This is a genomic window from Variovorax sp. MHTC-1 (assembly GCF_003984645.1).
Classification (GTDB): Bacteria; Pseudomonadota; Gammaproteobacteria; order Burkholderiales; family Burkholderiaceae_C; genus Variovorax.
Map to the genome: position 1 here is coordinate 63,709 of NZ_RWKI01000001.1, position 17,959 is coordinate 81,667.

The 17,959-nt window shown below is 66.8% G+C and carries 20 protein-coding genes; 9 read left to right on the forward strand and 11 right to left on the reverse strand.

Features of this window, described 5'->3' with window-relative positions:
* Nucleotides 1–44: 44 nt before the first annotated feature.
* From EJI01_RS00285 to EJI01_RS00310, 6 genes are all read left to right on the forward strand, one after another.
* The gene (locus EJI01_RS00285; protein ID WP_126835124.1) at nucleotides 45–1,619 is read left to right on the forward strand and encodes a phospholipase D family protein; all 1,575 of its coding nucleotides are present in this window, start codon (nucleotides 45–47) and stop codon (nucleotides 1,617–1,619) included.
* A 48-nt stretch (nucleotides 1,620–1,667) separates the two neighbouring features.
* A complete protein-coding gene (locus EJI01_RS00290; protein ID WP_409513925.1) occupies nucleotides 1,668–2,414 on the forward strand; it encodes a sterol desaturase family protein in 747 nt (248 codons plus the stop codon).
* Nucleotides 2,411–3,292 (forward strand): DUF6999 family protein, encoded by an 882-nt coding sequence (locus EJI01_RS00295; protein WP_126835126.1) that lies wholly within the window; start codon nucleotides 2,411–2,413, stop codon nucleotides 3,290–3,292. Before EJI01_RS00290 ends, EJI01_RS00295 begins: the two co-directional genes overlap by 4 nt.
* 19 nt (nucleotides 3,293–3,311) lie before the next feature.
* Nucleotides 3,312–3,674, forward strand: a complete 363-nt coding sequence (locus tag EJI01_RS00300) for a hypothetical protein (RefSeq protein ID WP_126835660.1) — start codon at nucleotides 3,312–3,314, stop codon at nucleotides 3,672–3,674.
* Complete coding sequence (locus EJI01_RS00305) at nucleotides 3,661–3,894, forward strand: hypothetical protein (RefSeq protein WP_126835127.1); 234 nt, start codon at nucleotides 3,661–3,663, stop codon at nucleotides 3,892–3,894. Before EJI01_RS00300 ends, EJI01_RS00305 begins: the two co-directional genes overlap by 14 nt.
* Before the next feature lie 181 nt (nucleotides 3,895–4,075).
* A complete protein-coding gene (locus EJI01_RS00310) occupies nucleotides 4,076–4,645 on the forward strand; it encodes a hypothetical protein (RefSeq protein ID WP_126835128.1) in 570 nt (189 codons plus the stop codon).
* 36 nt (nucleotides 4,646–4,681) lie between these two features.
* Here EJI01_RS00310 and EJI01_RS00315 read toward each other — a convergent pair whose 3' ends face one another.
* Nucleotides 4,682–7,171, reverse strand: coding sequence for a sodium-translocating pyrophosphatase (locus EJI01_RS00315; RefSeq protein ID WP_126835661.1), 2,490 nt, complete (start codon nucleotides 7,169–7,171; stop codon nucleotides 4,682–4,684).
* Nucleotides 7,172–7,429: 258 nt separating this feature from the next.
* Between EJI01_RS00315 and ppa the strand changes: the two genes are divergently transcribed.
* The gene (gene ppa, locus EJI01_RS00320; RefSeq protein ID WP_126835129.1) at nucleotides 7,430–7,957 is read left to right on the forward strand and encodes an inorganic diphosphatase; all 528 of its coding nucleotides are present in this window, start codon (nucleotides 7,430–7,432) and stop codon (nucleotides 7,955–7,957) included.
* A gap of 19 nt (nucleotides 7,958–7,976) precedes the next feature.
* Here ppa and EJI01_RS00325 read toward each other — a convergent pair whose 3' ends face one another.
* Nucleotides 7,977–8,948, reverse strand: coding sequence for a tripartite tricarboxylate transporter substrate binding protein (locus tag EJI01_RS00325; protein WP_126835130.1), 972 nt, complete (start codon nucleotides 8,946–8,948; stop codon nucleotides 7,977–7,979).
* Complete coding sequence (locus EJI01_RS00330) at nucleotides 8,945–10,381, reverse strand: M20 family metallopeptidase (protein WP_126835131.1); 1,437 nt, start codon at nucleotides 10,379–10,381, stop codon at nucleotides 8,945–8,947. Before EJI01_RS00330 ends, EJI01_RS00325 begins: the two co-directional genes overlap by 4 nt.
* Before the next feature lie 114 nt (nucleotides 10,382–10,495).
* Between EJI01_RS00330 and EJI01_RS00335 the strand changes: the two genes are divergently transcribed.
* Nucleotides 10,496–11,437, forward strand: coding sequence for a LysR family transcriptional regulator (locus tag EJI01_RS00335; protein WP_126835132.1), 942 nt, complete (start codon nucleotides 10,496–10,498; stop codon nucleotides 11,435–11,437).
* A 12-nt stretch (nucleotides 11,438–11,449) separates the two neighbouring features.
* Here the strand turns inward: EJI01_RS00335 and EJI01_RS29175 are convergent, their stop codons facing one another.
* Both EJI01_RS29175 and EJI01_RS00350 read right to left on the reverse strand, forming a co-directional pair.
* The gene (locus EJI01_RS29175; protein WP_260602254.1) at nucleotides 11,450–12,922 is read right to left on the reverse strand and encodes a GNAT family N-acetyltransferase; all 1,473 of its coding nucleotides are present in this window, start codon (nucleotides 12,920–12,922) and stop codon (nucleotides 11,450–11,452) included.
* Between the two features lie 10 nt (nucleotides 12,923–12,932).
* The gene (locus EJI01_RS00350; RefSeq protein ID WP_126835133.1) at nucleotides 12,933–13,868 is read right to left on the reverse strand and encodes a DMT family transporter; all 936 of its coding nucleotides are present in this window, start codon (nucleotides 13,866–13,868) and stop codon (nucleotides 12,933–12,935) included.
* 250 nt (nucleotides 13,869–14,118) lie between these two features.
* On the opposite strand from EJI01_RS00350, the gene EJI01_RS00355 reads away from it, so the two are divergent.
* Entirely contained in the window at nucleotides 14,119–14,457 is a 339-nt protein-coding gene (locus tag EJI01_RS00355) for a P-II family nitrogen regulator (protein WP_126835134.1), read from the forward strand.
* A gap of 4 nt (nucleotides 14,458–14,461) precedes the next feature.
* Here the strand turns inward: EJI01_RS00355 and EJI01_RS00360 are convergent, their stop codons facing one another.
* Genes EJI01_RS00360 through EJI01_RS00385 form a run of 6 tightly spaced genes read right to left on the reverse strand, consistent with a single transcriptional unit; the run spans nucleotide 14,462 to nucleotide 17,875 of the window.
* Complete coding sequence (locus EJI01_RS00360; RefSeq protein WP_126835135.1) at nucleotides 14,462–15,052, reverse strand: TIGR00730 family Rossman fold protein; 591 nt, start codon at nucleotides 15,050–15,052, stop codon at nucleotides 14,462–14,464.
* Nucleotides 15,053–15,092: 40 nt separating this feature from the next.
* Complete coding sequence (locus EJI01_RS00365; RefSeq protein WP_126835136.1) at nucleotides 15,093–15,491, reverse strand: diacylglycerol kinase; 399 nt, start codon at nucleotides 15,489–15,491, stop codon at nucleotides 15,093–15,095.
* Nucleotides 15,488–16,051 (reverse strand): RDD family protein, encoded by a 564-nt coding sequence (locus EJI01_RS00370; protein WP_126835137.1) that lies wholly within the window; start codon nucleotides 16,049–16,051, stop codon nucleotides 15,488–15,490. Before EJI01_RS00370 ends, EJI01_RS00365 begins: the two co-directional genes overlap by 4 nt.
* Nucleotides 16,052–16,063: 12 nt before the next feature.
* The gene (locus EJI01_RS00375; RefSeq protein WP_126835138.1) at nucleotides 16,064–16,870 is read right to left on the reverse strand and encodes a DUF3106 domain-containing protein; all 807 of its coding nucleotides are present in this window, start codon (nucleotides 16,868–16,870) and stop codon (nucleotides 16,064–16,066) included.
* Between the two features lie 16 nt (nucleotides 16,871–16,886).
* The gene (locus tag EJI01_RS00380) at nucleotides 16,887–17,312 is read right to left on the reverse strand and encodes a DUF3619 family protein (protein WP_126835139.1); all 426 of its coding nucleotides are present in this window, start codon (nucleotides 17,310–17,312) and stop codon (nucleotides 16,887–16,889) included.
* A complete protein-coding gene (locus tag EJI01_RS00385) occupies nucleotides 17,309–17,875 on the reverse strand; it encodes an RNA polymerase sigma factor (protein WP_126835140.1) in 567 nt (188 codons plus the stop codon). The genes EJI01_RS00380 and EJI01_RS00385 overlap by 4 nt, the downstream gene beginning before the upstream one ends.
* Nucleotides 17,876–17,959 lie beyond the last annotated feature (84 nt).

Below are 17,959 nucleotides of genomic sequence, written 5' to 3' on the forward strand. Positions count from 1 at the left end.
GCGTGTGCCGCCGTATTCGAGAAGCAGGTCAAGAGGGGAAGGTCATGAACGCACTGGTTCGTCTGCTGCGCATCGCGCTGTTGTGCGCGCTGGCCGCCGGGCTCGGCGCCTGCGGCTCGCTGCCGCCGGCCAAGGAGCGACCCGCGGAGCATGCGGCGCCGGCGGACCCGTCGACCATGCTGGCGAAGATCGTCGCCGCATCCACGCCGCCGGACGAGCATTCCGGCTTTCGCCTGATGCCGCTCGGCGTGTATTCGCTGGATGCACGCATCCAGCTCGCACAGCGGGCAGAGCGTTCGCTGGTGGTGCAGTACTACCAGCTCGAGAACGATGCCGTCGGCCGCCTGCTGATGCGCTCGCTGCGCGAGGCGGCGGCGCGCGGCGTCAAGGTGCGCGTGCTGGTGGACGATCTCTATACCGCCAAGAGCCAGCACCTGCTGCTGGCGCTTTCGCAGACGCCCAACGTCGACGTGCGGCTTTTCAATCCCTTCTGCTGCGGCCGCGACGGTTTCTTTTCGCGCTTCGTCGCATCGCCGCACGAGATCTACCGGCTCAACCATCGCATGCACAACAAGCTGTTCATCGCCGATGGCGCGATGGCGGTGGTGGGTGGGCGCAACATCGCCGACGAGTACTTCGTGCTCAGCGAGGCGCAGAACTTCATCGATATGGACGCGGTGGTGGTGGGCAAGGTGCTGCCGCAGCTCGAAGCCATCTTCGACGCCTACTGGAACAGCGAGCAGGCCTGGCCGATCGAGGACATCGTTCGCGGCGAGGGCGGTCGGACGCCGGGCGTGGAGGATTTCGACGCCTGGGTCGGCATGGCCGCGCCGCCGCCCAAGATCGTGCTGCCGCCCGCCGATATCCTCGGCTACGGGCCGATCGCCGAAGAGCTCGACGGCGGGCGCATGGGCCTGCTGTGGGGTTGGGCCTATGCGGTGGCGGATCCGCCCACCAAGCCCACCACGATGACGGCCGACGAAGCCCTGGCCACCAGCGTCACGATGCGCATGTGGACCATCCTGCTGGGCGCCAAGAACGAGGTGCAGATGACTTCGCCCTACCTGGTGCCCGGCGACAAGGGCATGGCGGCGTTCGAGGACCTGGCTCAGCGCAAGGTCAAGGTCGTGCTCTTGACCAACTCCCTGGCGGCCAACGACGAGCCGCTGGTCCACACGGGCTATGTGCGCTATCGGCAACGGCTGCTGAGATCGGGCGCCGACCTCTACGAGCTGAGCCCTGAACGCACGACCGCCAGCAAGCGCTTCGGCTCCTTCGGCACTTCGCTGGGACGCCTGCACGCCAAGACCGCGGCCATCGACCGCACCCGCCTCCTCATCGGCTCGGCGAATCTGGACCCGCGCTCGGCCACCCAGAACACCGAGATGGGCGTGCTGATCGACAGCCCGCAGCTGGCGCGCGAGCTGCTGCGCGTGATCAACGTCAGCAGGGTGCAGAACTCCTACCGCCTGCGGCTGGCCAAGGACACCGGCGCCGTCGAGTGGCTGACTACCGACGGCGAGAAGGAGGTGGTCCTCACCTCCGAGCCGGAGGCGACCTTCTTCCAGCGCTTCTACAACAGGCTGATCGCGCCGATCGTGCCGGAAATGCTCCTGTAGCCTCGGCGCGTGGCAGCCACCTTCCAATCCTTGTCCTTCCTGCAGGTCATGCTGTGGGGCGTGGCCTTCTTCGGCAGCATCTACCTGCTCTTCGGCGCCGCCAACTGGCTGCTGACGCGCAGGCTATTGCCCGCGCTGGGCATCGGCCGCGAACTCGACCCGCGGCCGGTGCGGCCCGAGCAGCTGCGCCGGGAGCTCGCGCAGTCGGCCGTGTCGGTGCTGATCTTCGGCATCGGCATGGTGTTCCCATGGGGATTCCTGCAACTGGGCTGGGCGCGGCTCGATGCGACCCCGGGCGGGCTGCAGATCGCACTCGAGATCCTCGCGCTGGCAGTCTGGAACGACGTGCATTTCTGGCTCAACCATCGCCTGCTGCACACGCGGCTCCTGCGGCGCTTCCACGGCCCGCACCATCGCTCGATCGTGACCACGCCCTTCGCCACCTACAGTTTTCATCCGCTCGAGGCGCTCATGCTCGGCAACGTGATCCTGCCGCCGATGCTGGTGCACGACTTCAGCTTCTGGGCGCTGGCCTCGGTGCCGCTGTTCAGCCTGTTCTTCAACAACGTCGGGCATTCGAACTACGACTTCTTTCCCAAAGTCTCGTACGACCACTGGTTCGCCGCCAGCCGCCGGCATCATCTGCACCACGCCTGCCACGGCGGCAACTACGGCTTCCAGTTCACCTTCATGGACCGGTTGTTCCGCACGCGCATCGCGGCCGATGCGGCCGAGCCGCAACTGCGTGCCCATCGCCAGAGCACAGGAGCGCGCAGCGCGAAGGTTCCCCAATGAACACGACCCCCGACTTCCTGGCGCGAGAGCACGATCTGCGCGACCCGAGCCCCTGGCTCGCGCTCTACCTCGACCAGAGCACGCCGCTGCCCGACAAGGTGAAGGCAGCCTGGCTCGCCGATTCGAGCTCTGCCTCGCGCCAATACCTGCTGCCGTTTCTGCGGCCGCTGGCGCGCGCCGCCATCGTGCTGTTCCAGGTGATCAAGGTGTTCGTGCCGCGCAAGTGGGCACATTCGCGGCTCTTGCACCGCCTGCTGGCCTGGGGCCTCAAACGCTTCGTTTCGCCCGAGGCCAACTGGCTGATCCTGCGGCACTTCCACCTGGGCTCGCAGGTGCTGGCCTTCATCGGCGCCAATTCGCCGGTGCCGGTGGCTACCTCGCCGCTGGAGCCGGCCGACATCGACGCGCTGAAGGAGGACATGTTCCTGCAGCACGACCTTAACCTGTTCAACTTCGTGATCCGGCTCAACCAGGCGCTGCGCGCGCAGGGGCTCGAATTGCGCAAGGCGGAGCAGGTGGATTTCTCGATGATCCGCGAGCCCGGCTTGCGGCTCGAAGACATGCCGCGCGGTCGGCTCAATTTTCTTGACCTGCAGAGCGCGATCGAGCTGTTCACGCCGCTCTACCAGCTCATGCTGACCGACAACGACTTCTGGCGCGCCGCCAATTCGCTGCAGTTGGACGAGACCATCGGCATCTACGCCGCCACCGTGCTGGATGCGCCCGAGCACCTGATCCTGGTGAACAACAAGCATCCGCTGGTACCGCTGTCGACCCTGCGCGCGGGACACCGGCTGGTGATCCACGGCCTGTCCACCGAAATGCTGCACAGCCTCCTGATGAAGTTCAGGGATGCGCCGGCCGCGGCTCCCTTGTAATCCGGCGTCCGTGCCCCAAATGCAAGCCATGAACGCTACCAAGACTCCGTCGCCCAGGACCGATCTGGCGGTGACGCACGTGCTGGCCCAGCTCCTCGAGCGGCTCGAGCACAGCGCCGTGCCGGTGGGTGCCGAGCAATACCGATCGGTCGTGATGCACCTGGTGGACGAATTCCGCGAGGTCGAACCCGGCACCGGCCTCGGGCAGTTGCTGGACGCCTATCCGGCCGCCGCCGAGGTGTACGAGAACCTCAACTATCAGCACGCCGGCCTGTGCCGCTCCGGGCTGGATGCGTCGCTGGCCGCCGAACTGGCTGCCAAGGATGCGATCGCGCGCGTCATGCGCCGCGCCGAACCCGACGCGACCCATGGCCAAGGCTGATGTCAAGACCGCCGTCGTAGCCGACGGCCTGCGCTACAAGGCCAAGGCGCCGGGATCTCCTTTCCGCGCCTCGGCCTCGTTCAGCGGCGCGACCATGTCCTGCTTCATGTGCGGCAAGCACCGCGTGCGCTCGCAGCTGCGGACCCGGCAGCTGCTGGGCAAGTCGCAAACCGTCTGTGCGCCCTCGTGTAAGGCACTCGACGAACTGATCGATTCGTGACAGCGCCGCGACGTAGTTGACGAATTCGATTTGCCTCTGCAAATCGGCTACCAAAGCGGCGAATTTGGATCTACAGTTGGAAACAATTGATGCAATTATTTGCCTCAATACCAAAGTTCTAATTGATGGTCGATCAAATGATCCCGCTTAAAACCATTGCCTTCTATTGGTCGGAGCGCGTATGAGCAGGCCGCCCCGTCACGTCATCATGCAGGTCGTCAAGCGCTCGGGGGGCGCGACGCACCACGTCGAATTCAGCATGGACGACAACTTCGCCGAGCGCCTGCGGCAGCTGCGCTCGCTGGTGCCGCCGCTCAACGCCCTCAACAAGCAGCGCGATCTCGTGATCGACAAGGTGCGCGTTCGCCTTCCCACCGCCGTATGGCGCTGCGGCGGCGACATCGACAGCCAGGTCGACGGCTCCTGCATCGTCATCGCCGCGGAAGGCTTCTTCAACTGCGGCGGCAAGGATCGCAAGACCAAGGAAAAGCTGGTCACCTATACCTTCCCGATCGCACGTCTGATCGAATTGCATGCCGAGCGGCCTGCGGGCGAAACCTTCTACATCCGCGACGGCATCTTCACCAACGACGAGCCCGCCAACTCCGCGGCCGGCCGCTGGGTGGCCTCGCTGCACGAGCTGGAAGAGATGCGCATGCCGGACGCGCCGTCCGACTTCGACACGCTGCAGGGCGTGCCGCTTCGCACCGCGCAGGGTGGCTTGCCCACGCATGACCTCAGCTTGAACTGAGGCGTCGCGGCGCGCGCTCGACGCGCCGCATATCCCTTATCGCAGCTTCACTTCAACCCGCCGCGCTTCGGCCGGCGGCCCGTCGGCCTGGGTTTGCGCGGGCTTGGCGAGTTCCATCTTGTCCTCGGGCACGCCGGCCAGCCTGAGGGCGGCACCCACTGCCAGAGCGCGCTGCTTGGCAAGCTCGGCATTCTTCTCGGCATCGCCGGTGGCGTCGTGGTAGCCGCTCACCAGCACACGGCCGCCGGCTTGCGCGGCCTTCACGATGTCGGCCAACGCGGCGCTCGAGCCCGCGGGAACCTCGGCGCTGGCGGTGGCGAAGTAGAACTTGACCACGCCGTTGTCGGTCTTGATCGAGGCGCCCGTATCGCCGGACGCTGCCGGCGCCGTTGCAGGTGCCGGCGCAGGTGCGGCGATCGGCGCAGGGGTTGAAGCAGGCGTCGATATCGCAGCCGCATCGCCGGCGTGGAACTCGACCACCAGCGGCACGATCAGGAGCGCTACGATGTTGATGATCTTGATCAGCGGGTTTACCGCCGGGCCGGCGGTGTCCTTGTAGGGGTCGCCCACGGTGTCGCCGGTGACGGCGGCCTTGTGCGCCTCCGAGCCCTTGCCGCCGTGGTTGCCGTCCTCGATGTACTTCTTCGCGTTGTCCCAAGCGCCGCCGCCGGTGCACATCGAGATGGCTACGAACAGACCCGTGACGATGGTGCCCATGAGCAAGCCGCCCAGCGCCTTCGGCCCCAGCAGCAGGCCGACCAGGATCGGCACCACCACGGGCAACAGCGAGGGGATCATCATTTCCTTGATCGCCGCACCGGTCAGCATGCTCACGGCGCGGCCGTACTCGGGCTTGCCGGTGCCTTCCATGATGCCGGGGATTTCGCGGAACTGCCTGCGCACTTCCTCGACCACCGAGCCGGCCGCGCGGCCCACGGCTTCCATCGCCATGGCGCCGAACAGGTAGGGGATCAGGCCGCCGATGAAGAGGCCCACGATCACCATCGGGTCGCTCAGGTTGAAGCTGATGGCCAGGCCGAAGCTCTCGAGCTTGTGGGTGTAGTCGGCGAACAGCACCAGCGCTGCCAGGCCGGCCGAGCCGATCGCGTAGCCCTTGGTCACGGCCTTTGTGGTGTTGCCCACGGCATCCAGCGGATCGGTGATGTCGCGCACGCTGGCCGGCATCTCCGACATCTCGGCGATGCCGCCGGCGTTGTCGGTGATCGGGCCGTAGGCGTCGAGCGCCACCACGATGCCGGCCATGCTGAGCATCGCCGTGGCCGCTACGGCGATGCCGTAGAGGCCCGCGAGCCAATAGGAAGCCATGATTGCGATACAGACGCAGATCACCGGCCAGGCGGTGGAGCGCATCGACACGCCGAGGCCCGCGATGATGTTGGTGCCGTGTCCGGTGGTCGAAGCCTGCGCGATGTGGCGCACCGGCGAATACTGCGTGCCGGTGTAGAACTCGGTGATCCACACCAGCGCGGCCGTGAGCGCCAGGCCGACGAAGCAGGCGCCGAAGAGCTTGAGCTGGCTGCCCGAGGCGGCGATCGCGTTGTCAGGAATGATCCATTGCGTCACGAACCAGAATGCGATCAGCGACAGGCCGCCCGCTACCGCCAGCCCCTTGTAGAGCGCCGGCATCACGTTGATCATGCCGGGCGAAGCCTTGACGAAGAAGCAGCCGACGATCGACGCGATGATCGACACACCGCCGAGCGCAAGCGGGTACAGCACCGCGTTGACCGGCGCTGCAGCCACCATCAGCGCGCCCAGCACCATGGTCGCAATCAGCGTGACCGCATAGGTTTCGAACAGGTCGGCCGCCATGCCCGCGCAGTCGCCGACGTTGTCGCCCACGTTGTCGGCGATCACCGCCGGGTTGCGCGGATCGTCCTCAGGAATGCCGGCCTCGACCTTGCCCACCAGGTCGGCGCCGACGTCGGCGCCCTTGGTGAAGATGCCGCCGCCGAGCCGCGCGAAGATCGAGATCAGCGAGGAGCCGAAGGCGAAGCCGATCAGCGGATTGAGCAGGTTGGCGAGGCTCTTGTCCGGCGTCAGCTGGCCGTCGCCTGCCAGGAACCAGTAGAAGGCCGAGACGCCCAGCAGACCCAGCCCGACCACCAGCATGCCGGTGATCGCGCCGCCGCGGAAGGCAACGTCGAGCGCCGGGCCGATGCCTTGCGTCGCCGCCTGCGCGGTGCGCACGTTGGCGCGCACGGAGACGTTCATGCCGATGAAGCCGCAGGCGCCCGAGAGCACCGCGCCGATCACGAAGCCGACCGCGGTGGTCACGTCGAGGAAGATCCCGATCAGGATCGCGAGCACGATGCCGACGATGGCGATGGTGCGGTACTGCTTGGCCAGGTAGGCCGCCGCACCCGTCTGGATCGCCGCCGCGATCTCCTGCATTCGGGCGTTGCCCGGGTCTTTCGAAAGAATCCAGCTGCGCGCCCAGAACCCATAGCCGACGGCCACGAGGCCGCAGACGATGGCGAGGACGAGAGGGGTGTTGCCGATCATGCCTTGCTTCTCCATTCGTTCGTTGTGACTTGTGGAGACGAAAGCACTTAGCCCTGCGCGCAACGCGTACGGGTCTGTGCTTCCGCCGCGTTGCTTCCTCGAAGCCCCGATGCCTTGAAAAAAGGCTGGGGCCGATTGGCCAACGCGGTCAATTTACAGGCAAATGCCGGGTTTCGTGCGACCGGGCCGTGACACGGAAAGTAAACTTCGGGTTTGTCCGCATCCCGCGAACACTTTCAACTACTCCAAGACAGATCTATGTCCCTCGGCAAAGTCTCCCCCGGCAAAGACGCTCCTGAAGCCTTCAACGTCATCATCGAAATCCCGATGAACGCCGATCCGATCAAGTACGAAGTCGACAAGGAATCGGGCGCGATCTTCGTCGACCGCTTCATGACGACCGCGATGCATTACCCGACCAACTACGGCTATGTGCCGCAGACGCTCTCGGGCGACGGCGATCCGGTCGACGTGCTGGTCATCACCCCGTGGGCGCTGGTGCCGGGCGTGGTGGTGCCGTGCCGGCCGATCGGCATCCTGATGATGGAAGACGAAGCCGGCGTCGACGGCAAGGTGCTCGCCGTGCCCACCGACCGAGTGCTGCCGATCTACAGCCACTGGAAGAAGGTCGAGGACGTGAACCCGATGCGCCTGAAGGCCATCACGCACTTCTTCGAGCACTACAAGGACCTCGAAGCCGGCAAGTGGGTCAAGGTGCTGGGCTGGGAAGGCATCGATGCCGCCAGGAAGGAAATCATGGACGGCATCGCCAACTACAAGAAGTAGGGGCGGGCAGGGCCGCGGCTCATTCGGCAGCGATCCCCGCCCGATGGGCCAGCGCGCGATAGCGCGAGATCTCCGATTCCATCAGGCTTCGGAAAGGGGCGACGCCGATCATCACGGGCTCCATGCCCTGTGCGCGCAACTGGTCCTGGATCGCCTTGTCCGCCATCACGGCGCTTACCTCGGCCGCCAGTCTCTGGATCACCGGTGCCGGCGTGCCGGCCGGCGCGGCCAATCCGTACCAGGCGTCGAAGGTGGCGTCGGGCATCTTGAGCTCGGCCATGGTGGGCACATCCGGCAGCATGCTGGAACGTGTCGTGCCCACGATGGCCAGCGCGCGCAGCTTGCCCGAGCGCACATGCGGCGCGACCGCGGCCACGGTATCGATGCCCATCTCGATCTCGCCGCCGATCAATGCGACCGTGCTCTGGCTGCTGCCCTTGTAAGGCACGTCCTGGAGCTTCACGCCCGCGGCCATCGCGAACAGCTCGCCCGCCAGGTGCGGGCCGGAGCCGCTGCCGAAGGTGGCATAGCGGATGTCGCGGGGCTTGGCTCTGGCCGCAGCGGCGAGTGCCGCTGCGCTGTGCCAGGGCGAACCCGCGTTGACGACCAGCGCCAGCGGCGCCTTCGCGATGATCGCCACCGGCGCCAGGTCCTTCAGCGGGTCGTAGGGCAGCCGGGCGCGCAGCGCTGCATTCACGCTGTAGGTGGAAGAGCCCGAGATCAGCAGCGTGTAGCCATCGGGCTGCGCCTTGGCGACCGTATCGGCGCCGATGATGGTTGCCGCGCCGGGCTTGTTGTCGACGACGACCGGCTGGCCGAGCCGCTCGGCCAGCTTCTGGCCCAGGGCGCGCGCCACGATGTCGGTGCCGCCGCCGGGCGGGAAGGGCACGACCAGCTTGACGGTCTTGGCGGGCCAGGCATCGGCAGCCTGCGCAAGGCCGGCAGCGGCGGTGAAGGCGACGGCGAGGAGGAGGTGAGCGAGCTGCTTCATGCGGCTTTCCGGTGTGAAGTCGTTGTAGCGAGCGATCCGGCCTGCCAGGGCGCGTTCGCAGCGGCGTCGCCGAGATCCCAGTAGAGGCCGGCCATGATCTGCAGGCCCTCCCGGGCCAGCGGCGCCAGCAGGTGTTCGTTGGGCGCGTGCTGTGCGCAGGCCGGGTAGGAGTGCGGCACCCACAAGGTGGGCAGGCCCAGCAGGTCGGCGAAGACGTCGTTGGGCAGGGAGCCGGCGAGGTTTGGCAGCACGTCGGGGCGTTGGCCCGTGCTCGCCTCGATGGAGCGCTGCGCCCAGTTCACCCACGGGTTGCCGACATCCAGGCGGGTCGCGGCGCCTTCGAGCGTGACTTGCACTTCGACCTGTTCGAATCCATGCGCGTCGAGATGAGCACGCACGATCGAAGCAAGCTCCCGCCATGGCGTGCCGAGCACGAAGCGCAACTGGCAATGCGCCACCGCTTCGCCCGGGATCGCATTGACCGGTCGCTGCGGCGAACCCGCGCCGAGTGCGAGCACCTCGATGGTGTTCCAGGCCATCAGGCGCTCGGCCGGACCGAGGCCGGGTTCGCCCCAGCCGGCATCGAGCGCGGGATCGTCCGCATCGCCGCCGATCTCGATGGTGGACAGCGCTTCGTGTACCGAAGCGGGAATGTCTCGCGGCCGAAGCGCTTCGACCAGGATGCGGCCCTTTGCATCCACAAGCGTCGCCACCGCATGGCTCAACACCGTGGCCGGGTTCGCGAGCACGCCGCCCCAGTTGCCCGAGTGGTAGCCGCGCGGCCGCGCGCGCAGCCGCAGGCTGAAGTTGACCGCACCGCGCGAACCGAGGAACAGCGTCGGCCGCCGGGCGCTCGCACGCGGCCCGTCGCAGGCCATCAGGAGATCGGCGCGCAGCTTGTCGGCCTGCTGTCTGCAGACTTCATGCAGGCCGGGCGACGCGGCTTCCTCGCCCATCTCGAGCAGCAGCGTCACGTTGTAGCCCAGTTCGCCGTTGCGTACCTGCAGCACCTGCGCGAGCGCGCCGAGGTTGATGGTGTGCTGCCCCTTGTTGTCGGCGGTGCCGCGGCCGTACCAGCGCTCCCCCTCGGTCGTCAGCACCCATGGCGTGAGGCCTTCGCGCCATTGGGCGTCCTGGCCGCTGACGACGTCGCCATGGCCGTAGGTCAGCACGGTGGGGAACTCGGCGCCTTCGATGCGGCGCGCTATCAGGAAGGGTCCGCCGCCTGGCACCGGGTTGTCGATCACCTCGCACGTGAAGCCGAGCTGCGTGAGTGGCACGCTCATCTCCTCGCGCAGGTAGGCGCCGAGCGCGGGCGTCGCGGCGCCGGTGTCGCTCTCGGTGCGAAAGGCGATGCGCCGCCGCAGGTCGGCAAGAAAGCGGCCGTCGTCGAAGTAGGCGGCGGCGGCGGAGAGGCAATCGTTGCGTTGCATGGTCGTGGGTGCGTGTGATGGCGATGGATGCCAAGTAAAAGGCCTGGCCGCCATTGCGTGAACCACCGAATTGGCAAGCTACCATTGCCTTCAAGGCAACGCTGTGAGCATTCCATGACACCTTCGGTCCTCAGCATCCCGATGCGCTACTTCATGGAAGTTGCGGCGCACGGGTCGGTCAGCCAGGCGGCGGCCCGGCTCTATGTCGCTTCTTCCGCCGTGAGCCGACAGATCGCGAAGCTCGAGGATTCGCTTGGGACCGTGCTGTTCGAGCGCAAGGCGCGCGGCATGGCGCTCACGCAGGCAGGCGAGCGCCTGGCCGCCCATCTGCGAACGATGCTGGCGGATACCGAGCAGGTGGTCGAGCAGGTGCGCGGCATCGGCGGCCGGGAGGCGGGCCGCGTTCGCGTGGCATGTACCGAGGGGTTCGCCGTGGGCTTCATGCCCGAGGTGATGCGTCGCTTTCGTGCGGCGCATGCGCAAAGTCGATTGCAGCTCCACGTGGGCGCCCCCGACGAAGTCAGCGCCTTGCTGGGCCGCGGCGAAGCCGACATCGCTCTCAAGTATGCGGTCGCGCCGGAGAGAGGATTCCGCATCGAGCACTCGGCGCCCGCGCCGGTGTACGCGCTGATGTCTCCGGATCATCCGCTGGCGCGCCAGCGTGCCGTCAGCGTGGCCGAGGTGGTGCGCCATCCGCTGGCCGTGGGCAGCAAGGGCGTCACCGCGCGGCAGCTGTTCGACCTGAGCTGCAGCGTGCAGGGATTGAGCTACGAGCCGGCCTTCGTCAGCAATTTCTCATCGGTCCTGCTGCCGCTGGTGCGCACGCCCGATATCGTCCTTTCCGGCCATCTCACCGCCGTTCACCTGATCGACAACGGCACGCTGGTCGCGCGCCCCTTCGTAGAGCCGCAGATGCAGCAGCGCCGCCTGCAGGTGCTGTCGCTCGACGGCCGCACGTTGTCGCCGCTCGCCCGCGCGCTCGTGCAGCAGCTGGTCGCGGCCATCGCCAGCGGCGGCAGGCGCAGGCTCGGCCGGGCGCGCAGGATGTCTGCATAGGGCGGGGGGCCCCTATTCGGCGCGGCGAAACGGGCTGCGTTCGCCTAGATGATCGATGTAGTTTTCGATGCCTTCGCCTTCGCGCTCGAGAAAGCGCTCGACGGCGTCGGCGAATGCGGGGTGGGCAAGCCAGTGCGCGCTGGTGGTCTTCACGGGCATCAGCGCGCGCGCCATCTTGTGCTCGCCCTGCGCCCCGCCTTCGAAGCGTTGCACGCCGTGTTCGATGCACCAGGCGAGCGGCTGGTAGTAGCAGGCCTCGAAGTGCAGGCAATCCACGCGCTCGAGCGCGCCCCAGTAGCGGCCGTAGGCCACCGAGGCATCGTCCGAAAGCGCGATCAGGCTGCTGGCGATCGGCTGACCCTTGCGCTCCGCGACGAAGAGCAGCCAGGCTTCGGGCAGCTCCGCCGCCATGCGATGGAAGAAGTCGCGGTTCAGGTAGGGCGGGTTGCCGTGCTCGCGGTAGGTACGGGCGTAGCAGCGGTAGAAGAAGTCCCAGTCGGCGTCGTCGATGTCGGCGCCGCGCGACCAGCGGAAGCTCACGCCGGCATCGTTCACCTTGCGGCGTTCCTGCCGGATCTTCTTGCGCTTGTCGTGCGAGAGGCTGGCGAGGAAGGCATCGAAATCCCTCCAGCCCGTTCCACCGCCCGGCCGCCCCAAGGCGGAATGCGCCCCCTCGGGGGGCAGCGAGGACACGTCAGTGCCGAGCGTGGGGGCCATTTCGCCGCCGGGCCGCCCCAAGGCGGAATGCGCCCCTTCGGGGGGCAGCGAGGACACGTCAGTGCCGAGCGTGGGGGCCATTTCGCCGCCCGGCCGCCCCAAGGCGGAATGCGCCCCCTCGGGGGGCAGCGAGGACGCGTCAGTGCCGAGCGTGGGGGCCATTTCGCCGCCGGGCCGCCCCAAGGCGGAATGCGCCCCCTCGGGGGGCAGCGAGGACACGTCAGTGCCGAGCGTGGGGGCCATGTTATTCCAGTGGAACTGCACGGTGTGCCGCAGCATCAGGCCCGCATCGGCGCAGGCTGCGATGTCCTCGTCGGCGGCGAACAGCATGTGCAGCGACGAGAGCTCCTCCTGCTTGCACCAAGCGACAAGCGCCTGCACCAGCAGGGCGCGGCTGTCGGCGTCGCGCGCGAGCAGGCGCGTACCCGGCACCGGCGTGAAGGGCACGGCAACGACCGCTTTCGGGTAGTAGACGAGCCCGTGCTGCTCGTAGGCATTGGCCCAGGCCCAGTCGAACACGTACTCCCCGTAGGAGTGGGCCTTGATATAGAGCGGGCAGGCGGCCGCCAGCTGCCGGCCGCGCCACAGCGTGAAGAAGCGGGGCGTCCAGCCGCTTCGGGGCGAGGCGCTGCCGCTCTGGTCCAAGGCGTCCAGGTAGGCGTGGCGCATGAAGGGGGAGGGTGCGGCCTGCGCGGCAAGCAGCCTGTCCCAGGCGGCGGCGTCGATCTCGGACGCGGCACCGTGGATGCGGATGACAGGGGCGGTCAAGGGACTCTCGTCAACGCTTGCGTGTACCGAGGTTTTCGGCAATGTAGATGCCGCCGAGCACCAGGGCCAGCGCCACCGCGTGATAGACCGACAGCGGCTCGCCCAGCACGAGGACTGCCAGCAGCGGTCCGAAGATCGGCACCAGGTTGAGGAAGACGCCGGCTCGCGCAGGACCGATCAAGCCTACCGCGTGGATGAAGCTGATTTGCGAAATGAAGGAGGGCAGGAGTCCGACGAAGAGGATCAGCGCCACGCCCTTCGGCGTCGGCAGGAAGAAGTCGCCCATTGCGATCTCCGCAACGACCAGCGGCATCGAAACGAGGCAGGCCACGGCCGCCGTGGCGGCGAAGAACACGATGGTCGGCACTTGCGGGCGGCGGCGCAGGCCGAGTGCGTAGCCGGCATAGAGCAGGCTGGCGATGATCATCCAGACGTCGCCGATGTTGAAGGCCAGATCCGCGAGCAAGGCCAGTTGACCGCGCGATGCCACCACCGCGATGCCCGCGATGGTGAGCACAACGCCCACGAGCTGCAGCCAGGTGATCCGCGTGCGGAAGAAAAACAGGCTGCCCACCAGTACGAGCACCGGGATGGTGCCCTGGATGATCGCGATGTTGATTGCCGTCGTGTGATGGGCTGCGGCGTAGAAGAGGGCATTGAACCCGGTGAAGCCGAGCGTGCCCATGAGAGTGATGAAGCGCCACGAAGGCAGCAGGCTACGCCAATGCGCTGTGATCTGGCGCCGCGAGCTGAGGCCGAGCGCGATGCAGCAGACGATCCAGCGCGAGAAGGTCAGCATCATGGGTGACACCTCGCCCACTGCGAGCCGTGCGGCCACCGCGTTGGCGCCCCAGATCAGCGTGGTGAACACCAGCAGCGGGTAGGCTTGGCCCTGCAGCCAGGGAAGGAAGGAGCCGAAAAAGCCGGCGGAAGGACCTGAACGCATCGAGCGTCGAGCGTATCAGTCCCTGCCACCGGGCGTGGAATGGGTTCGACAAGCCATGACTTCCGAAGGCGAATGACATAATTTCACAGCGGGTGGCCTCGCCGTCGCTCGCGAAGATGATCGCTGCGACGGCATCCTGGCACGCTACATGCAGGACGCCGACGGCAGCGACGAGATCATCGCTGCGGGTTACGGATTGGCGCTACCCTGTCACCAGCAAGTTCAATGAAACCGCCGGAAGAGAGACCGTATGAAGCAAATCACCGCCATCGTCAAACCGTTCAAGCTCGACGACGTGCGCGAGGCCCTGGCGGAGGTTGGCGTCACCGGGCTCACCGTGACCGAGGTCAAGGGCTTCGGCCGACAGAAGGGGCATACCGAGCTCTATCGTGGTGCGGAGTACGTGGTCGACTTCCTGCCGAAGATGAAGGTCGAAGTGGTGGTCAACGAGGCCGATGTCGAGCGTTGTGTCGACGCCATCGTGAGCGCCGCCCGCACCGGCAAGATCGGTGACGGCAAGATCTTCGTGACCAATGTGGAGCGCGTGGTTCGCATCCGCACGGGCGAAGAGGACGAAGCCGCCGTCTAGGCGCTTAGAGCACCTCGGCGAGCTTGTCGCCGCGCGGATGGCGGCCCGCCTCCTCGACCAGCGCTTCGAGCAGGACCGTGGCTTCGCCGCCCGCTCGTATCAACCCCATCTGCCATTCGCCCATGAAGCCCTCGCGAACGCTGTGGGCGAGGAAATCGAGCAAGCCGGCGTAGTAGCCCGCAACGTTCAGGATGCCGACCGGCTTGTCGTGGTAGCCGAGCTGGCGCCAAGTCCAGATCTCGAACAGTTCCTCGAAAGTGCCGATGCCGCCTGGCAGGGCAATGAAGGCGTCGGCGCGTTCGCCCATCATGGCCTTGCGCTCGTGCATGGTGTCGACGACGTGCAGTTCGTCGCACAGAGGGTTGGCGAGCTCCTTGTCGACCAGGGCCTTCGGAATGATGCCGACCACGCGGCCGCCCGCCGTGCGCGTGGCTTCTGCCACCGTACCCATCAGGCCGGTGCGACCGCCGCCATAGACCAACTGGCCGTTGCGTTCGCCAATCCAGCGGCCGACCGCCTGGGCCACGGCCGCAAATTCGGTCCGCTCGCCGGGGCGCGAGCCGCAATAAACACAAATAGAGAAACGAGGAGTCATCCCCCGATCATGCCGCGATCGGATGACGCTCAGCTTGCATTCAGGTCGCGAAACGTTCCCACAACGCGGCGGCCCAAACGCCGCCGCAAAGGACGATCGACAGCAGCACCGCGGCGCTCCCCAGATCCTTGGCGCTCTTGGAGAAGGAGTGCCATTCCGGGCCTACGCGGTTGATGGCGGCTTCGATGCCGGTGTTGAGCAGCTCGACGATCAGCACCAGCATCACGGTCGCGGCAAGCAGCGACACCTCGACCCAGCCGCGGCCCAGCCAGAACGCGGCCGGCAGCATGACGATGGCGCACAGGACTTCCTGGCGGAACGCGGCTTCGCCCCAGCCGGCGCGGAAGCCGTCGAGCGAGATCAGCGTGGCATGCCAGATGCGGTCCAGGCCGCGTCGCGACTTCTGCGGATTGACGGGGTCATTGATGTTGGCGCTCATCTGCGGCTGAGAGGCTTGGAGGGAATCAGGCGGGTACCGGCCCAGGCATCGTGCCAGAACTGGCGATCGGGGTGAAAGCGCGCGAGCAAGGCCCAGACGATAACCCAGCCGAAGATCAGTACGGAAGATTCGCCCCCGCCGAGGTTGAAGGGCGCAATGGCGGCAAGCGGCGGCAGGAACCAGACCCAGCTCAAGAGGTAGCGCAGCAGCGCGCGGCCCTGCGTGAGCGGTCGGCCGAGCCTATCGACCACGCGAATGCCCCAGGTCTTCATGGCCAGCGTCTGCCCTTTGGACCAGAACCACACGAAATAGACGCCGAACACGACGAACAGGAAGGCCTGCAGCAGGTGCCGGCGCGAGTCCATCGCATCGCGCATCTGGCCGAGGGTGCTGAACAGCCAGCCGGCGACGAACACGACGGCGAAGAGCAGCATGCCCTCGTAGAGCCAGCAGGCCATGCGGCGCCACAGGCTGGGCGCGATCAGGGCGGCGGGTGCGCTCGGTGCGGGTGTTTCGGCGAGAAGCGGTCGGCCCGGGTTGGGCCCGTCAGGAGAAGCCATCGACACCTTGAGTCAGGGTGCGGAAGAGGGTTGCTCGGTGACGCGCACCGGCGGCGCGTCAGAGGCGGACGCTTCGACCGGGGGCGTCGAAGACGGGGGCGGTATCTGGGCTTCGGCCGAAACGGGCGGAAAGGCCGCTGCCGGAGCGGGACGCGGCGCCGGGGCCACGAGTTGCGGACGCAGGGGCAACGGCGCAGGCGGCGCCAGCTGGATTCGCGGCGTGTGCTGGCCATCGGGCGCAACGGCGGGAAGCGGCGCGAGCTTCTGGGGCGGCACCGGCCGGATCGTCGCAGCAGCGCCCGGCCGGGGCTTCGCGCGCTCAGCCAGCTTGCGTTTTTCTTCCTCGCTCAAAGCCTGATAGGCCTCCCACTTCGCCTTTCGCTCGTCGACCGGAACCTGCTTGACCTCGGCGAAATTGAACCTGGCCTGTGTTCGCTGCTGATTGCTCAGTGCGGCCCATTCGATCATGCGACTGTGCAGAATTTCCTGGTCAGCAGGGGGCAGTGAGGCGTAGTTGCGCGACAAGGCCAGCCATTTGCGCTTGTGGGGCTCCGTCAGGCTGTCCCAATGCGGAGCGAGCGGCCCCAGAGCGCGCTGCTGGCGCGCGGTGAGTTCGCGCCACAACGGTTTGGAAACGACTTGTTTCGTGGCTGGCACCGAGGCCGCCGGTGATGCTTCCTTGACCTGCGCATCGGCAGGGAGCGCAACGAAGCCCGAGGCCGCGAGCATCAAGGCGGCGCCCACCCTGGTGCCCACGCCCGACGGGATCGGGCGCAGCAGAGAAGACGCTTTCGCGCAGGAGAAGGGACGATGCGGCATCGGGACGGGCGACCGATCAGCGCTCGGACTGGGCCTCGGTCTTCAGAAACTGGGCGAACCCGGGATCCGTGTAAGCGGCGGGTGGCAGATCGTCGGTCAGCAAGGCCGAATCGAGCTCTGCCAACTCATTGGCGCGGTTGTCGTCCTGCATCGCGCTGATGACCAGGAGACCTGCCACGAGTGCGATCAGGGGGACGACCGAGCCGATGCGCGTCCACCAGCCGCTCCCGAGCGTCGCCGTACTGCCTTTAGCCACGACCGCCGATGCCGTGCGAAGCTGCCGCACCACTTTGCGGCGCCCCACGGCCTGCATGCGGGCGGCGCGCAGACGTTCGCCGATTTCGTGCGGCAGTTCGAGATTGCCGGCCGAAAGCCGAGCGGCCACCCGGCGACCGAATTCCTCCTCGGTCGCGGCAGGGGTGTGCGAAAACGTTGTACTCATAGCGAAATTCCCTTGGCCTTGAGCGCCTTGCTCAAGGCGTGCACAGCACGCGAACAGTGGGTCTTGACGCTGCCTTCGGAACAGCCCATTGCGGCGGCCGTTTCGGCGACGTCCATTTCTTCCCAGTAACGCATCAAGAAGGCCTCGCGTTGACGACCCGGCAAAGCGGCGATTTGTTCCTCGATCGCATGAAAAATCTGTGCCCGCCGCGTGGTGTCCTCCGCGCTCTCGCTTTCTCGGGAGTCGGTCGGCAGCACGAAGTGTTCGAGCAGGTCGAAGTCGCCGTTGTCGTCCACGGCCTCGAAATCGCTCAGATTGGAGAACAGCGCCCGGCGGGTCTTCTGGCGGCGGAACCAGTCCAGGGTGCAGTTCGACAGGATGCGCTGGAACAAGAGCGGCAGTTCGTTGGCCGGCTTGTCGCCATAGTGCTCGGCCAGCTTCATCATGCTGTCCTGCACGATGTCGAGTGCAGCTTCCTCATCCCGCACGTGGTAGACCGAGCGCTTGAAAGCGCGGCGTTCGACGCCTTTCAGGAAATCGGAGAGTTCTTGTTCAGTGGCCAAGCGAATCCGGCGCAGGGAAGGCGCCGCGTGGGGACGCGTCTCGGGGACGCGTGAGGTTTTTGTCGCCGCGGATTATGCCTGCGC

Bases quoted from the DNA above. Each gene is read 5' to 3' on its own strand.
- EJI01_RS00360 (WP_126835135.1), bottom strand. From the start codon at position 15,052: ATGACTCCTCGTTTCTCTATTTGTGTTTATTGCGGCTCGCGCCCCGGC.
- EJI01_RS00380 (WP_126835139.1), bottom strand. From the start codon at position 17,312: ATGAGTACAACGTTTTCGCACACCCCTGCCGCGACCGAGGAGGAATTC.
- EJI01_RS00335 (WP_126835132.1), top strand. From the start codon at position 10,496: ATGACACCTTCGGTCCTCAGCATCCCGATGCGCTACTTCATGGAAGTT.
- EJI01_RS00325 (WP_126835130.1), bottom strand. From the start codon at position 8,948: ATGAAGCAGCTCGCTCACCTCCTCCTCGCCGTCGCCTTCACCGCCGCT.
- EJI01_RS00290 (WP_409513925.1), top strand. From the start codon at position 1,668: ATGCTGTGGGGCGTGGCCTTCTTCGGCAGCATCTACCTGCTCTTCGGC.
- EJI01_RS00310 (WP_126835128.1), top strand. From the start codon at position 4,076: ATGAGCAGGCCGCCCCGTCACGTCATCATGCAGGTCGTCAAGCGCTCG.
- EJI01_RS00300 (WP_126835660.1), top strand. From the start codon at position 3,312: ATGCAAGCCATGAACGCTACCAAGACTCCGTCGCCCAGGACCGATCTG.
- EJI01_RS00305 (WP_126835127.1), top strand. From the start codon at position 3,661: ATGGCCAAGGCTGATGTCAAGACCGCCGTCGTAGCCGACGGCCTGCGC.
- EJI01_RS00285 (WP_126835124.1), top strand. From the start codon at position 45: ATGAACGCACTGGTTCGTCTGCTGCGCATCGCGCTGTTGTGCGCGCTG.
- EJI01_RS00370 (WP_126835137.1), bottom strand. From the start codon at position 16,051: ATGGCTTCTCCTGACGGGCCCAACCCGGGCCGACCGCTTCTCGCCGAA.
- EJI01_RS00295 (WP_126835126.1), top strand. From the start codon at position 2,411: ATGAACACGACCCCCGACTTCCTGGCGCGAGAGCACGATCTGCGCGAC.
- EJI01_RS00365 (WP_126835136.1), bottom strand. From the start codon at position 15,491: ATGAGCGCCAACATCAATGACCCCGTCAATCCGCAGAAGTCGCGACGC.
- ppa (WP_126835129.1), top strand. From the start codon at position 7,430: ATGTCCCTCGGCAAAGTCTCCCCCGGCAAAGACGCTCCTGAAGCCTTC.
- EJI01_RS00350 (WP_126835133.1), bottom strand. From the start codon at position 13,868: ATGCGTTCAGGTCCTTCCGCCGGCTTTTTCGGCTCCTTCCTTCCCTGG.
- EJI01_RS00355 (WP_126835134.1), top strand. From the start codon at position 14,119: ATGAAGCAAATCACCGCCATCGTCAAACCGTTCAAGCTCGACGACGTG.
- EJI01_RS00330 (WP_126835131.1), bottom strand. From the start codon at position 10,381: ATGCAACGCAACGATTGCCTCTCCGCCGCCGCCGCCTACTTCGACGAC.
- EJI01_RS00375 (WP_126835138.1), bottom strand. From the start codon at position 16,870: ATGCCGCATCGTCCCTTCTCCTGCGCGAAAGCGTCTTCTCTGCTGCGC.
- EJI01_RS00315 (WP_126835661.1), bottom strand. From the start codon at position 7,171: ATGATCGGCAACACCCCTCTCGTCCTCGCCATCGTCTGCGGCCTCGTG.